This is a genomic window from Chloroflexota bacterium, from assembly GCA_016887485.1.
GTDB lineage: Bacteria > Chloroflexota > Anaerolineae > Anaerolineales > Anaerolineaceae > Brevifilum.
The window spans coordinates 477,268-491,967 of the sequence record CP069394.1 but is presented as its reverse complement, the minus strand read 5'-3'; the positions used below and the strand labels follow the sequence as shown (position 1 = coordinate 491,967).

The window sequence follows — 14,700 nt, the reverse complement described above, 5'->3', positions numbered from 1 at the left end:
CGCCCTAATCAGGGCGGCCTTTTTTATTGTCAATATTACTTAGAATGCTTCGCTCAAAATCGCTTCCAGGGTCCGCTCATCGAGTTTCACCGGATTTTTCTGCATACTGGAAGACACCTTCGATTTCTCAATGATTCGAGGAAAATCTGCTTTTGTGATGCCCATATCATGCAAGCCGGGGATCTGCAGGGCTTTCGCCAATTCTGCTAGCCAACTCACGCCCTCATCTATAGTCGCTTTTGAATCACCCGTCAGCCAGGCGGCCACCTGTTGGAACCGTCGCAGCATTTCATCCTTCCCAGGCAGCGACTGAAGCACCTGGGCGTTATATTTCATCACATACGGCAGCAAACTGGCGCAGATCGCACCGTGAGCCGCCTGAAACATCCCCCCGATCAGACCAGCGAAACCATGCACCGCTCCCAGGCCACCATTCGCCAAGGCCAGGCCGCCGTAAAGACTGGTCAGTGCCATATCCTCCCGAGCCGCCAGGTTCTGTCCATCCTTATATGCTGCCAGAAGCGATCGAGCCCCGCGTTGGATCCCATCAGCCGAGATGATATCGGTCATTGGGTTCGCCCGGCTGGAGACATAGGCTTCGATCACCTGGGTCAACGCGTCCATGCCAGTGCTGGCTGTGACCGATGGCGGCATACTCAATGTTAGTTCCGGGTCCACAACAGCTACGCTGGGGATCATCAGGGGGCTGCGCATGCTGACCTTCACGTTATGTTCCGGCGAAGAGATCACGGCATTCCGTGTCACTTCCGTCCCCGTCCCGGCGGTGGTCGGCAGTGCAATCATTGGAGCAGCCCGATTAGCTATTTTCTGACCCTTGCCAACCACTTCCAGATAATCCATCAACTCACCCTGGTTGGTCAGCAAGGCTGAGATCGCCTTGGCGGAATCCAGTGAGGAGCCGCCGCCAAAACCAATCACAAACGTGCAGCCTTTTTCCTTTGCCAGCGCCAGGCCGCTGTCAATGGTGGAAATATCCGGTTCATGGCCCACTCGGAAGATCTCGGCTTCCACACCTACACCCTCCAGCAACGCCAGCAAAGGTGCCACTTGGACAGAGCCGCTTCCAGTGACCACCAGCGCTTTTCCGCCAAAACCTGAGGCGATCTCACCAACCTTCTTCAGGCTGCCATTGCCGAAAACGATCCGACCAGCCGTTGCAAACTCAAATGTCATATCTAGCCCCAGCCATTCTCATCCGGATAGACATTATCATAAATCTGCTTGGTCCGCGGCCCGGCCATCATATCCGCCACAGCCGCCTTCCAGGTCTGGTAATGCGCGGTCTCTCGGTGCCTGGCAGGGTCTTCCTTTGTGCGGTAAACTTCTACCAACACGAACCGCTCCGGCTTCTCCGGGTCTTGCAGGACATCAAATCGGGCGATGCCAGGTTCCTGCACACTTTCGCTTGCATTCGCCACGCAAGCCTGCCGAAAAGCCTCCACCTGATCGGGTTTGACTTCGCAAAAGACATGCACAATAACCATCCAATCCTCCTCAGCCTATCCAATGGTTCACGCTCAAATTTCAGTATACACGAAAAGGAATTGGGCTGATATGGAAACCACCGCCCTAATCCCTTCCATCCTTTTTGATGATGACGACCTGCTGGTCATCAGCAAGCCGGCTGGTTTGCTTTCCATTCCGGATGGCTACAACCCGAAACTACCCTATCTCCAACAGGTTCTGGAGCCTCATTACGGTCAGCTTTGGATAGTTCACCGGCTGGATAGGGACACCAGCGGCGTGATGCTGCTGGCACGCAACGCAGAAGCCCACCGAAGTCTCAACGAGGCATTTCGCAACCGTGAGGTAGAAAAGATCTATCATGGGTTGGCCTGGCCCGTTCCTCAGTGGACCGAACTCGTGATGGATCAGCCGCTGAAAGTCAACGCTGATCGGCGGCACAGAACCAGGGTGAACCTGGCACAGGGTAAACCTGCCTGGACACAATGTGCTGTTTTGGAAAAAGGCTCGGGGGCTGCCAAATTAGCCATCCTCATCAAGACCGGATTGACCCATCAAATCCGCGCCCACCTACGTGAGCAGGGCATGATCCTTCTGGGAGAGGGTCTCTACAATGCAGGTCTGCAAGAACCACCCATCCAAGCGCCTAGGGTGATGCTCCACGCCAAAGAGGTCAGCTTCCAACACCCAGCAAACCATCAATCCGTAAAATTCTCCGCTCCCTATCCGGATGATTTCCGATCAGTCTATGCGCTTATCCGTCAATCCAAAGGTCAGGCCGCAGAGATTTGATGGATGCCACCTTGTTCGCCCCCACCACCACATGATCCAATAACGGGCATTCCAGGAGCTTCCCGGCTTCAATCAGCACCCGTGTCAGGTTGATATCTTCCGGGCTGGGCGCTGGATCACCGCTGGGGTGATTATGCACAATGATCAGGCTGGCTGCGTTATGCCGGATACCCATTTTGAAGACCTCCACTGGCCGCACTGAGGAAGCATTCAACGAGCCTCGATAGAGGCGTTCCGTACCCAGGTGACGGTTGCGCGAATCCAGCAGGATCACCCAAAGTTCTTCCTGTTCCAAGGCCATCATTTGATATTGCACCAGGTTCGCTACATCCTGAGGTGAACTCACCAGGTCGCGGTCATCCAGCGTCAGGGCATTTATCCGCCGTCCCAGCTCAATCGCTGCCTTGATCTGGGCCGCCTTAGCCTTCCCAATGCCATTCACCTGGCAAAGTTCCTTAAATGTCGTTCGATGCAGTCCTAAAAGTCCCCCGAATTGCCGCAGCGCCTGCTGGCCAATCTGGACGGCATTAGCCCCTTTCTTCCCAACCCGCAGCAGAATTGCCAACAATTCAGCGTTACTAAGAGCCTCTGGGCCTGATTGTTCCAGACGCTCTCTGGGACGCTGAGATTCCTCAAAATCCATGATGCGATTATGGTTGGTGGGTTCTTCCATCACTCTCCTCCCTGGTTCTGTCAATAACGTTTAGCTATCGCTTTGAATTATTTCACCATGTTATAATAACACCAACTAAGAGCAGATTTGGAAAATAAAATGAAATTTGTCATCACAGAATATAAACACTGTGACCTGATAGAAATTTCCGGTCGAGTGGATAGCTATACCTCCCCCAAGATCAAGGACGCTTTGGAATCATTGATCGCTGATGGGCATTGTAAACTTGTGCTCAATCTGCAAGATGTGACCTATCTCTCAAGCTCAGGTATGCTCACATTTATCAACGCACTCAAGCACTGCCAGCAAGGCGGCAAGGGGAAAATCATCTTGGCGAATGTGCCCCCACAAATATACACCAACCTAGAACTCGCCGGTTTTCACACGCTTTTTGAGATCTATGGCGACGTTCTTACTGCTGTTGGAAAATTCTGAGGACCTGCGATGACGACGAAAAACTTCCCAGCCAATTTCCAAAGCCTAGCAAGCATTAGCGATTTCGTCGTTGAATTGTCTCAGAATGCCGGTTTTTCTCCAAATGACGTCTATGCTATTCAAACCGCAGTTGATGAGGCCTGTTCCAATATCATTGACCACGCTTATGGCGGTGAGGACATCGGAGATATCCAAATCGAAGTCTCCCAGGTAAAAAACGGGATCCAGATTGTCCTGCATGATGAAGGCGATCCCTTTGACCCCGATGACGTCCCCTCCCCAGACATCACCTCCCCTCTCGAAATCCGCAAGGAACGCGGTTTGGGCGTTTTCTTCATGCGAAAATTGATGGACAGGGTGATCTTTGAATTCTCAAACCAGAAGGGCAACACGCTCACCCTGATCAAGTATAAGGGGGCCTGACCTTGACCCCTCGATCCAGTTCACGGCAGCCTATCGGCATGTCACCAAGTGGGATTCTCAAACTGGGTCAAACTCTGGCGCATCATCCCGCGCTTGAAAAACAAAAAGCACAAATGCTGGATTTCCTCCAGACTAATTTTCAATCCGAAGCCTATCTAGAAATCAATAAAGCATTTTTACCCCTGGATGATTTCCGTTCACCACTCAACATCCCCCTGAACCCTTCTATGTTGATCGAGGGTGAGACATTTGCTGAAAATGATCACTCTTACTGGCTTGCGGGGGCAATGTCTCATGGTGAAATTGACATCGGCAACCTGATCATCCATCGGGAAACGCCTTTCACCGCTGCCGAGAAAAACAAACTAACCCAAATAGGCGCAATCGCCGGCACCTCTCTCTACGCCACCCTGCAAACCATCCAGCGCGAATGGCAGCAGAAACAGCTGGAGCTGGTGCAGTCCGTCAGCGCCCAGATATCCCAAATCAATGACCTGGATTCCCTGACCGAAGCAATCACACGCCTAGTGCAGGAAACCTTTGAATGGTACTACGTGGCGGTTTTCCTGATTGATGACGAATCCCAGCGTCTCAAATTCAAGGCCAGCGCCTGCTCTGATGAGAGCGACCGTCCCGATTTTGAGACTCCCGCCCACCCCGGCTTCGCCCTCGGGGAGCACATGATTGGCTATGTGGCCGAAACCGGACAGGAATTAGTCGCATCCGATGTTACGAGAGAGCCCCGATATAAGGAAGTGGACTCGCTTGACGACACCAAATCCGAGCTGGTACTGCCTCTATCCGTCACGGGCAAGATTTTTGGCGTCTTCGACATCCAGTCCGATCGCTTCTACGGCTTCAATGACAATGACCTGATCGTCCTGCGAGTTCTCGCCGCGAATATCTCCATCGCCATTGAAAGCACTCGCCTCTTCCAGGACCTCCAATGGCGGGCAGATCAGATGACCACCGTGGCTGAGGCCAGCCGCGCCCTGACCCAAATCCTGGATACCGACCAACTCCTCCAACGCATCGTGGATTTGATCCACGAGCGCTTTGGCTTCCAATTCGTTCACCTCTATCTGGTGGACCCTGTGCAATCCAAGATCATCTTCAAGGCTGGCAGCGGCGAACGAAGTGAACGGTTCAATAAAGCCCAGGTTGGTTACGATTTGAACGCCAAAAAGGGTGTCATCCCCTGGGTGGTACGGCATAAAGAAAGTAAACGGATCAATGATGTTGAGAAAGAACCGCTCTATCGCAACAATCCCCTCACAGAAGATCAATCCGGCTCGGAGTTATCTATCCCCCTCCAGTTTGGCGGAGATGTTCTCGGCGTCCTGGATATCCAATGCGAAGATCGTAATGCCTTCACCAGCGATGACCAGCAATTAGTGGAGACATTTGCCGACAACATTGCCGTCTCAATTCGCAATGCCCGGCTCTACCGTTCGGAGAAATGGCGACGGCAAGTCGCTGAAAGCTTGCGAGATGTCGCAGGTCTGCTTTCCAATAACGCTGACCTCAATGAGGTTCTCCAGGCCATTCTGGAACAATTACATAAGAATCTCCCCTGCGATGTAGCTGGCATTTGGCTGTTTGACTCAAATTCAACGGTGAATACCCCCATTGAAGAACGCCGGCTCTATCTGGCAGCCTCACTCGCAGCAGAAGGGCTCGAATCAGAAGACCTGGGAGATCTCAACTTCTTGCCGAATGCCTGGGTCAAGAAAGCCTTGATGCAGGAACAGCCCACCATCCGTCATTCAGATCAAAGCATAGGCCCCATCGCCGCCCATTATGGCTTTACGGAAGAGTATTCCTCCATTGCCGCCCCACTGCATACTGGGGATGAAATCCTCGGTATGCTGACTCTGATCAATCGTAAACCTGGCCGCTACGGTCAGGAATCCCAGAAGATCACCTCAGCGTTCGCCAGCTATGGCGCGATTGCGATTGAAAATACCCGCCTCTATGAGAGTTCTCAGGAGCAAGCCTGGGTCTCAACCATCCTTTTGCAGGTGGCCCAAGCCGTTCAATCCATGACCAACCTGGATGAACTTACGCAGACCATCGTCCGCCTGACACCGATGGTCGCTGGGATTAAGGGCTGTGCCCTCTTCCTACGCAACACCACCAATGATATCTACGCTCTGCAAGCGATGTATGGTATTGGCGACAGCGGCGAAATAACTGACAACCTTTTCCCGCTTCCGTTGCCAAATGCTCCCCTTCTGGCTGAGTTGACACTTACTCGAGAGCCGTTACTGGTTATTGATCCCACTGAAGACCTGAACCTGCCGGAACAGCTTGAAAATGAGATCAATAAGGATACTTTGATCCTCTTGCCCATCATCTCTCATGATGACGTGCTCGGGGCTTTCATGCTGGCAAACGACCCGGTTCTGCCGATTGTCTCATCAGATAAGCAGCTCATCAGCGAAGAACGCCTCAAAATCATTATGGGCATCATCCAACAAACCGCTGTGGCGGTGGAAAACATCCAGCTTCTGGAAGCTCGCCAGGAAGAAGCCTATATTTCCACAGTCCTTTTACAAGCAGCCCAGGTTGTCGTGAGCAGCGCAGATCTGGTGGACACCCTTGATTCAATTGTTCACCTAATGCCAATTCTGGCAGGGATCGAATCTAGCGCGATCTATATGTGGGATGCTGATAAAAAGGTCTTCATCCTGACCGAATCAACCGAAAAAGCCCCTGAAGGCGCGGAGCCGCTGAATGGTACAAGCTACGAACCGGGTGATTTTCCCATGCTGGATGTGGTCTTTGAGAATGACCGGCCGATAGTTTTCCCCTTTGTCGAAAACGTCTTACCCCTGGAAGACTGGGACTTAGCGCTCCCGGATGAAGGCCAGACTGATCCCACACCTATTCTGGTCAGCCCATTCCCGTTGTTGATGGGTTTCCCCATCTCAGCCAAGGATAATCGCTTTGGCGTCCTCCTGGCGCTGGATAAAAACCTCTCTACCAACCGGGAAAGACGCTTTGAACTGATCAATGGTATCGCTCAGCAGGTATCACTGGCTGTCCAAAATGACATTCTTAACAAAGAGATGCTGGACCGCCAGCGGCTGGAACGCGAATTCCAGCTGGCCCGCGAGATTCAACAGACTTTCTTACCCTCACAGATTCCCCCAATGCCTGGTTGGGAAATGGATGTCCGCTGGAACACAGCTCATCAGGTCGGTGGTGACTTCTATGATTACTTCCTGTTGCCGGATGGCCGGTTGGCTGTTATCATCGCGGATGTCTCCAATAAAGGCTTGGCCGCTTCGCTCTATATGACGGTCACCCGCACTCTGATCAAAGCTGCGGCACTCGAATATACCTCCCCAGCACGCACCCTGGAACGGGTCAATGAACTGCTGTTGATGAACTCTCAAAATGGCTTATTCGTCACGACCTTCTACGGCCTATTGGACCTGACCGATGGTGTGCTGACTTACACCATCGCTGGGCATAACCCACCCCTTGTGCTCCATAAACTGGCCAACCAGGTAGAAGAGCTCAATAAAGGCGGCATTGCCTTGGGAGCGCTGCCGGATATCCACCTGGAAGACCGCTCGCTCACCCTCGATAAGGGAGATTGCCTCATGCTCTATACGGACGGTGTGACAGAAGCTTTCAACAATGATGATGAAATGTATGGAACTGATCGGCTGTTCAAACTATTACAATCCGCCTGCGGTGCTTCCGCACATCAATTGCTAACGCTGCTCGATGAAGACCTGCAGGAATTTCGCAAGTCCGCCCCCCTCAGTGATGACACCACTATTCTGGCTGTTTGCCGGGAAGACTCACTGACAAACCAGGACAGGGACGGTAGTCTTCCGCAAAACACCGTCAACAGTGCTACCGAATAGGGCTTCCATCAACGGCGAAAGTCCATATCCCCCCATAACAATACAATCTGCGCTCTCATCCTGGGCGGCTTTGAGAATTGTCTCACTGACAATTCCGACATTTCGGCGTAAGGTGACGTGGGTACACATCTCACCTATATAATCCTTCGCCTCCTTAAGCAAGGCCTGACCCTTGTCCTTATCATCATTCACAACCAGCACAGAGATGCATTTTCCGTATTTCGCTGCCAGGTAAGTCGTAATATACAGCGCTTCTTTCCCCTTCGAACTGCCGTCATAAGCCAGTAGCATTTTGTCAAAGGTTGTGACCTGATTCCTGACCATCAAAATCGGCTTAGGGCATTTACGTACCAGCTTGCGGATACCCGAACCCAGGCGCGGGAAGATCTTGGCGACTGGTGGATGGCTCAGGCGGATCACCACCAGATCATTCACCCGTGAACGTTGAATGATGGTCTCGGCTATTGGCCCTTCCACATGGACCAGGTTGCCATTTAGCCCAGCTTCCTGCATACATTCAGAAAAGTTCTGCTCAACTTCTTCCTGATATTTGCTATCAATTTCATCTTCAGGAACCACGATCAGTCCCCGAACATCCGCTTGTTCCATTTTTGCAAGTTGAATGGCCTGATCAAGTGCAAACCAGCTTTTGCCCTGGCCGCTAATTGCCACAAGGATATCCATGAACAAACTTGACCCGCGGTTGTCCCACAGGTCTCGGGGGTTGAGCCGCATGGTCTGATCATATTTGCGAGGTGTGAGGGTTTGACGTGTCTTCTCAAAGAAATCCGTTATCAAACTACCAACTTTTTTCCCTTGCACTTCAATGAGGTCCGAGGCTGCCTTTTCAGTTCGAATTGGCCAGCCGATTTCCTGCTGCATATAGGTCTGATGATCCAAAATCCAGATATAAAGGTCCGTCTCCGTCTTGTCGGGGAATTCCTGCATGATGTCTTGTTCCCGGATGACCCTGACCACAGGCAGGTAAACTTTATCATACCAATCCCGGACAGCCTCATCCCAGGGGATTTCCCGCTTTTGTTCAATGCCCATGTAATAACGGTGCACTCTGATATGTTCCAATAAGGTCTCATAGAGGCCGGGGAAAGTTAGCTGTAAATTCGCGTCCGAGAGAATCCGATCCATCTGAGTTTCCACCAGAAAATCTGCATACTCTTCTTTCAGAATGATGTCTTCCGGCGTGTCATCCGGCGAAAGCGGTACCTTGGGTTTAATTTCCGTCACATAAGCTTCCACCATCTCCAGGCCCATCTCTTTGGCGATGGATACCCGGTGGTTGCCATCCAGAACAAAATAGGCATCCCCCAGTTTATACACTCGGATCGGCGGCAGCCCCATGCTGCCTGGCGTGGTCATCATCGCTTTGACAGTAGCCCAGCGCTGCCGGTCTTCATCGTGCAAAGGCAGGAAGTTGTGATTGAAATCCTGGTAGCGGTTAACACTGCCCACAATAGCATCCACCGGGATTTCCTTCAAGCCCTTGGAAGAAAAACCTGTGGCATGCAAACGCTGCGTGATCTCGTCATAAGGCAGCAGTTTATCCGTTTTTCCGGTAATTAAAGCCCTTAAGCGTTGAAGTTCCGCCTTAGAACGCGCTTTGCGGAAATCCTCCAATGCATAGTTATATTCAAATGGGCTCTTAGAATCAGGCATGTCGTACTCCTAATTATTTATTTTTAGATTTCAAACAAGCCCCAATATTACTAAGTAAACCGGATTTTCTCAAGACATTTTTCTCATTTATATTATATGATATTACGTTCCAGTATTGATATACTGCAATCAGATTGATCGTTAACCCCGTGTTCATCAAACATTCTGCGGTAATTTGATTGAGGTAAAACCTGGACAGCCGTCCACACATCACGGAAAAATAAGATAGAGCAATGCTCAATATACCAACCATGCTATAATCTTCAAGAATGCTTATAAACCCCGATTGGAAATCCAATCGGCTCACTACCAATAAAGAGATCCATGGCAGAAATTTCATCATCGTCAAAATTATCAATTCCTGAACAACTGGACTACCTCGTCATCGGCCACGTCACTGCAGACCTGACAGATGCGGGCCCTGCATTAGGTGGCACTGTGACCTTCTCTGGATTAACCGCCTCGGCAATGGGCTTAAAAACCGGCATGATCACGGCGTTCAATCCCGAATTGGATACATCCTCCCTGGCCTCCCTTTGGGTCAGGAATATCGGCAGCCTGGATACCACAACCTTCAAAAATATCTCGGATGGCGTTCACCGCACCCAGTTCTTATATGAGAAAGCCAAGCCAATTGGTATCGATGATATCCCCAGCTTCTCAAAGCCGCCGGAAATCGTCCATCTGGGTCCTGTTGCCAACGAAGTGGACCCGGAGATCCTGGCAGCTTTTCCAAATAGCTTGAAATGCCTCACCCCTCAGGGCTGGTTCCGGGACACCGACGCAGACAATCATGTCGTTCCAAGATCATGGGAACAAAGCAAGTATGCTCTGGGCATGGCAAACGCTGCGGTGATCAGCGTCGAAGATGTACAATATGATGAGAAGATCATCTCCAAAATGGCAAGTGAGATTCCGGTTTTTGTCGTCACGGAAAATTATCGGGGCGCCAGGGTTTATTGGCATAATGACGCCCGATTCATCAAAGCACCTAAGGTAAAATTAGTGGATGACACCGGGGCGGGCGATATTTTCGCCACCGCGTTCTTTTACCGGTTCTGGTCCACCCGCGATCCCTGGGAAGCAGGCCGCTTCGCTGTTCAAATCGCCTCAGCTTCTGTCTCCCGGCCCCGTTTGGAAAGCATCCCAACCAAAGCTGAAATCGACCGGGTGAAAACTGAAATTATTGACTGCTAAAGGAAAACTTATGGGTTTGGGAAAAATCTATACGATTGTGAATCAAAAAGGCGGTGTGGGAAAGACCACCACTGCCATCAACCTGGGCGCTTACTTGGGTTATTTCGGTCAGCGCGTGCTGATCGTGGACATCGACCCCCAGGCCAACGCCACGGCCTGCCTTGGTGTTGAGAAGAACACCATTGAAGGCGGCACCTATGAGGTACTGATCGGCGCTCAGCCCATCCTTTCCCAAATCCTGCACAATCCCCGCTTCAAGCTCTCCCTCCTGCCCTCCTCACCTGCCCTGGCCGGCTCTGAAATCGAGATGATCGACCTTCCGCAAAGAGAATTCCGGCTCCAGCAGGTGCTTGAACCGATCCGCTATCGCTATGACTACATCCTGATCGATTGCCCGCCTTCATTAGGTTTGCTGACCCTCAACGGGCTCGTGGCAGCTCAGGATGGCGTCCTGATCCCGGTTCAATGTGAATACCTCGCTCTGGAAGGTCTGGGCCAGCTGACTCAGACCATTGATCGTGTCAAAAGCGCCCTGGCAAAGGAATTGAAAATCCGGGGCGTGATCCTCACCATGTATGACGCTCGCACCAACCTCTCCGCCGATGTCATCCATGAAGTAAAGCGTTTTTTCGGAAAGCAAGTCTTCGATTCCGTTGTCCCCCGTTCAATCCGGCTGGCTGAAGCCCCCTCTTATGGGATGCCCATTGCCGTTTATGCCCCCGGATCCAGCGGTGCCCAGGCCTACGCAGCCCTCGCCAAGGAATTGCTTGTTTCCGATGATGTCAAGGTACCAATTGTGCAGGAGGCAAACTAATGGCCCGTAGACCTGGTCTTGGAAGAGGATTGGATGCATTAATCCCTGGCGATGATTCAAAAGAGAAACAAACTGCGGGATCGAGAAGTGCCCAGGGTATCCTTCAAATTCCGATTGAGAAAATCAAAGCCAACCCCCAACAGCCCCGTTCCGCAATGGACGTAGAAAAGCTGAACGAGCTTGCTGCCTCCATACGGGAACACGGGATCCTGCAGCCCCTGGTGGTCTCCACTTCTTCGGATGCAGAAGGCTACACCCTGGTTGCTGGTGAACGCCGCCTGCGAGCTGCAGAACTTGCCGGATTGAAGATGGTTCCCGTGATCGAACGAATTGTGACCAAGCAAGACCAGCTTGAACTGGCCCTGATCGAGAATGTCCAGCGTTCCGATCTCTCACCGCTGGAAATGGCCGAAGCCTATTACCAGCTGGCTGAGAATTTCGCTCTGACCCATGAACAAATCGCTGAACGGGTCGGCAAGAGCCGCGTCAGCGTCACCAATACCCTCCGTCTGCTCAACCTGCCCGATAAAGCCCGTGAAGCATTGATGGATGGAAAAATCACTGAAGGCCATGCCCGCGCCATCCTCAGTCTTTCAAACGCTCAGGCCCAGCGTGCCGCACTCAACACGATTATGAACCTTGGCCTGAACGTTCGCCAGGCGGAAGCCCTGGTGAAGAAGATGAGCGGTGAACGCCCAGCCGCCAAACCCAAAGCAGAACCCGCCCCGGAAATCAAAGAGCTTGAATCCCGGCTGAGAAATCATTTCGGCACCAAGGTGAACCTGAACAATGGAAAAAAGGGCGGCAGCCTGGTGATCTATTACTATTCCGACGAGGAACTGAACACCATTCTCGATAAAATCCTGTCTGAATAATCTCCATGAAAATCCTATATAACGCAACTCTCTTTGCGCCGGATTTCCCTGGCGCAACAGCCCTGGCCCTGGCACACGGGCAGATTGTCGCGGTTGGCACCGATGTTGAAATTCTGGATGCCTTTCCCCTGGCAGAAGAAAAATTAAATTTGAATGGCCTCACCCTTTGGCCCGGGCTAACCGATGCCCATGTCCACCTGAAATACCTGGCTGAGAGCCGGGCAATTGTGAATTGCGAAACCGCCACAAGGGCTGAATGCCTGGCACGGATTGAAGCCGCCGCCCAACAGCTACCGGTTGGGGCCTGGATTCGCGGCCACGGCTGGAATCACAACCAATGGCCAGAAGGTTTGGGTACGGCAGCGCTGCTCGATCAGGTCAGTCACGGCCATCCCGCTTATCTCTCCGCCAAGTCCCTCCACATCGGTTGGTCAAACAACAAAGCCCTTGCCCTTGCCGGCTTGTCCGATTCCTCCCCCGACCCAGAAGGCGGCATCCTTCAGCGCGACCAAGAGGGACACCTGACCGGGATTCTGTTTGAAGCTGAAGCTGTGGACCTGGTGCTGGATGTGATTCCTGAATCGACCAAGGACACCTTGAAAAACCAAATCCAGGCACTTATCCCAGAACTCTTGCAGGTGGGCCTGGTGGGCGTTCATGACTTTGACGGTATGGACTGTTGGCTTGCCTTGCAGGAATTGCAGCAGGAGAACAAACTTAATTTCCATGTCCGGAAAGGGATTCCCTTCGATCATCTTGATGCATTCATTGGTGCCGGACTTAGGTCGGATTATGGGGATGACACCCTGCAAGTCGGCAGCGTCAAGCTGTTTTCCGATGGCGCTCTGGGCTCCCAGACGGCCGCCATGCTAGCCCCGTTTGAAGGCACGAACAACACCGGCGCACTGCTGTTGAGTGAGGATGAGATCTTCGAAATTGGAAAAAAAACTAGCCAAAACGGTTTATCCCTGGCCATTCACGCCATTGGTGATCGTGCAAATCGGGTCGTCTTAAATGCCTATACGAAACTAAGGGATTTTGAACAGGAACAGAGACTGCCGCACTTCCAACATCGCATCGAACACGTCCAAATCCTCTCACCGGAAGACTTACCCCGCCTGGCAGAGCTGGATATTGTCGCCTCTGTCCAGCCGGTCCACGCTCCTTCCGATATGGATATGGCGGATCACTTCCTCGGGAAACGCGCTGCACTTTCCTATGCTTACCGTTCACTGAAAGCTACCGGTGCAGAAATGGTCTTCGGTTCGGATGCTCCCGTGGAACCGGTCAACCCCTTCCACGGTCTGCATGCCGCCGTCACCCGCTGTCGTTTGGATGGCAGCCCCGGAAGCGATGGCTGGTACCCACAGGAACGGCTCTCGCTGGCAGATGCCCTGGATGGCTTCTCATCCGCACCTGCCCGCATTGCCAACCGAGGAACCAGGCAAGGACGGATCATTCCGGGCGCAAAAGCTGACTTGATTCTGCTAAAAGATGACCCCTTCACCCTCGACTCTCATGAAATTGGGGCCATTCAGCCCCTTGCAACCATGATTAATCAGGATTGGGTCTATCTCCACCCTGATTTAAGTATCGGAGTTTGATACTAGTTGGCAATATAATGAAATAGAATTTTGGGAATCAGCTATAATAATAACGTCGATTCACCAGAATCGATTATCGGTCCAATTGTTTAACAGGTGAGTAAACTCTACATATGGTTCAGATACCAGAAGAACTCCACGAAAAGATCAAAACCATTCGCATGTCATTGCATTTCAGTATCCATGATTGTGCAAAGCTGCTTGGCATCTCACAGGGGAATTATCTGGCTTTTGAAAAAGGCGAAACTCACCTTTCTCTGCCCGATCTTGAGATCCTTGCTCTGTACTTTGGACTGCCTTTGGGAGCCTTTTTCACAGACCAATATAAACGTCTGTATCAATTAACCCTGTTACAAGACAGCATTCGTCCCCATTATCAACTGCTCAGGCAGAAAGTTATTCGGACACAGCTCTCGCTGGAACGTCAGGCAGCGGGTCTTACCCTGGAACAGCTGGGCGAAGCCACGGGAATCTCACTAGAGACTTTGCAGGGTTATGAAGATGATATTGTTCCAATCCCATTGGATGACCTGCAGAAAATCTGTCAACAACTCGGAAAGCATATTGATGCGTTTTTCCCTGATGACCGCCAGATTGCTGAAACTTTACACCTGCCAGGGCAAAACATGGACGATCTGGTTGAGGAGGACATTTTCGGAGAAGGAGACGGATTGGACGAATCATTCGTTCAGATTCTGACAAAACTTCGAGAAATTCCCAAAGCGGATCAGGCTGAGATTGCCAGAGAAATCTTGTACAAATTGAAAGCAGAATGAACGGGTACCCACCCGTTCATTTTTATTTTGATTGATTTTCGGGGTATAACTGAGATGGGAGAAAGGTTAAT

The 14,700-nt window shown here is 51.6% G+C and carries 13 protein-coding genes; 9 read left to right on the top strand and 4 right to left on the bottom strand.

Going from position 1 to position 14,700, the window contains the following annotated elements:
• Window positions 1–39: 39 nt before the first annotated feature.
• Together JR338_02240 and JR338_02235 are read right to left on the bottom strand one after the other, a co-directional pair.
• Complete coding sequence (locus JR338_02240; GenBank protein ID QRN83595.1) at window positions 40–1,194, bottom strand: iron-containing alcohol dehydrogenase; 1,155 nt, start codon at window positions 1,192–1,194, stop codon at window positions 40–42.
• Between the two features lie 2 nt (window positions 1,195–1,196).
• A complete protein-coding gene (locus tag JR338_02235; GenBank protein ID QRN83594.1) occupies window positions 1,197–1,505 on the bottom strand; it encodes an antibiotic biosynthesis monooxygenase in 309 nt (102 codons plus the stop codon).
• Between the two features lie 70 nt (window positions 1,506–1,575).
• Between JR338_02235 and JR338_02230 the strand changes: the two genes are divergently transcribed.
• Complete coding sequence (locus tag JR338_02230; protein QRN83593.1) at window positions 1,576–2,277, top strand: RluA family pseudouridine synthase; 702 nt, start codon at window positions 1,576–1,578, stop codon at window positions 2,275–2,277.
• On the opposite strand, the gene radC is transcribed toward JR338_02230, so the two are convergent.
• On the bottom strand, window positions 2,240–2,950 hold the full coding sequence (gene radC, locus JR338_02225) for a DNA repair protein RadC (protein ID QRN83592.1): 711 nt from the start codon (window positions 2,948–2,950) through the stop codon (window positions 2,240–2,242). The two genes, JR338_02230 and radC, sit on opposite strands and share 38 nt — an antisense overlap.
• A gap of 99 nt (window positions 2,951–3,049) precedes the next feature.
• Here radC and JR338_02220 point away from each other — a divergent pair, with 99 nt between their 5' ends.
• The 3 genes from JR338_02220 to JR338_02210 are packed head-to-tail and all read left to right on the top strand — an operon-like array spanning window position 3,050 to window position 7,689.
• Complete coding sequence (locus JR338_02220) at window positions 3,050–3,385, top strand: STAS domain-containing protein (GenBank protein QRN83591.1); 336 nt, start codon at window positions 3,050–3,052, stop codon at window positions 3,383–3,385.
• Window positions 3,386–3,394: 9 nt separating this feature from the next.
• Window positions 3,395–3,808 (top strand): ATP-binding protein, encoded by a 414-nt coding sequence (locus JR338_02215; GenBank protein QRN83590.1) that lies wholly within the window; start codon window positions 3,395–3,397, stop codon window positions 3,806–3,808.
• A gap of 2 nt (window positions 3,809–3,810) precedes the next feature.
• Window positions 3,811–7,689, top strand: coding sequence for a GAF domain-containing protein (locus JR338_02210; protein QRN83589.1), 3,879 nt, complete (start codon window positions 3,811–3,813; stop codon window positions 7,687–7,689).
• Here JR338_02210 and JR338_02205 read toward each other — a convergent pair.
• Window positions 7,624–9,363 carry a universal stress protein gene (locus tag JR338_02205; GenBank protein ID QRN83588.1) on the bottom strand — a complete coding sequence of 580 codons (1,740 nt, stop codon included), beginning with the start codon at window positions 9,361–9,363 and terminating at the stop codon, window positions 7,624–7,626. The genes JR338_02210 and JR338_02205 overlap by 66 nt on opposite strands.
• A gap of 324 nt (window positions 9,364–9,687) precedes the next feature.
• On the opposite strand from JR338_02205, the gene JR338_02200 reads away from it, so the two are divergent.
• The 5 genes from JR338_02200 to JR338_02180 all read left to right on the top strand — a co-directional run bounded on the left by JR338_02200 (window position 9,688) and on the right by JR338_02180 (window position 14,629).
• Window positions 9,688–10,560 carry a hypothetical protein gene (locus JR338_02200; protein ID QRN83587.1) on the top strand — a complete coding sequence of 291 codons (873 nt, stop codon included), beginning with the start codon at window positions 9,688–9,690 and terminating at the stop codon, window positions 10,558–10,560.
• Window positions 10,561–10,576: 16 nt separating this feature from the next.
• The gene (locus JR338_02195) at window positions 10,577–11,374 is read left to right on the top strand and encodes a ParA family protein (protein QRN84333.1); all 798 of its coding nucleotides are present in this window, start codon (window positions 10,577–10,579) and stop codon (window positions 11,372–11,374) included.
• Window positions 11,374–12,249 carry a ParB/RepB/Spo0J family partition protein gene (locus tag JR338_02190; protein ID QRN83586.1) on the top strand — a complete coding sequence of 292 codons (876 nt, stop codon included), beginning with the start codon at window positions 11,374–11,376 and terminating at the stop codon, window positions 12,247–12,249. Before JR338_02195 ends, JR338_02190 begins: the two co-directional genes overlap by 1 nt.
• Window positions 12,250–12,254: 5 nt before the next feature.
• Window positions 12,255–13,853: an amidohydrolase gene (locus tag JR338_02185; GenBank protein ID QRN83585.1), complete on the top strand. Its 1,599-nt coding sequence runs from the start codon at window positions 12,255–12,257 to the stop codon at window positions 13,851–13,853.
• Between the two features lie 113 nt (window positions 13,854–13,966).
• Window positions 13,967–14,629, top strand: coding sequence for a helix-turn-helix domain-containing protein (locus JR338_02180; protein QRN83584.1), 663 nt, complete (start codon window positions 13,967–13,969; stop codon window positions 14,627–14,629).
• Window positions 14,630–14,700: the final 71 nt, after the last annotated feature.

Bases quoted from the DNA above. Each gene is read 5' to 3' on its own strand.
- JR338_02240 (QRN83595.1), bottom strand. From the start codon at position 1,194: ATGACATTTGAGTTTGCAACGGCTGGTCGGATCGTTTTCGGCAATGGC.
- JR338_02235 (QRN83594.1), bottom strand. From the start codon at position 1,505: ATGGTTATTGTGCATGTCTTTTGCGAAGTCAAACCCGATCAGGTGGAG.
- JR338_02230 (QRN83593.1), top strand. From the start codon at position 1,576: ATGGAAACCACCGCCCTAATCCCTTCCATCCTTTTTGATGATGACGAC.
- radC (QRN83592.1), bottom strand. From the start codon at position 2,950: ATGGAAGAACCCACCAACCATAATCGCATCATGGATTTTGAGGAATCT.
- JR338_02220 (QRN83591.1), top strand. From the start codon at position 3,050: ATGAAATTTGTCATCACAGAATATAAACACTGTGACCTGATAGAAATT.
- JR338_02215 (QRN83590.1), top strand. From the start codon at position 3,395: ATGACGACGAAAAACTTCCCAGCCAATTTCCAAAGCCTAGCAAGCATT.
- JR338_02205 (QRN83588.1), bottom strand. From the start codon at position 9,363: ATGCCTGATTCTAAGAGCCCATTTGAATATAACTATGCATTGGAGGAT.
- JR338_02200 (QRN83587.1), top strand. From the start codon at position 9,688: ATGGCAGAAATTTCATCATCGTCAAAATTATCAATTCCTGAACAACTG.
- JR338_02190 (QRN83586.1), top strand. From the start codon at position 11,374: ATGGCCCGTAGACCTGGTCTTGGAAGAGGATTGGATGCATTAATCCCT.
- JR338_02185 (QRN83585.1), top strand. From the start codon at position 12,255: ATGAAAATCCTATATAACGCAACTCTCTTTGCGCCGGATTTCCCTGGC.
- JR338_02180 (QRN83584.1), top strand. From the start codon at position 13,967: ATGGTTCAGATACCAGAAGAACTCCACGAAAAGATCAAAACCATTCGC.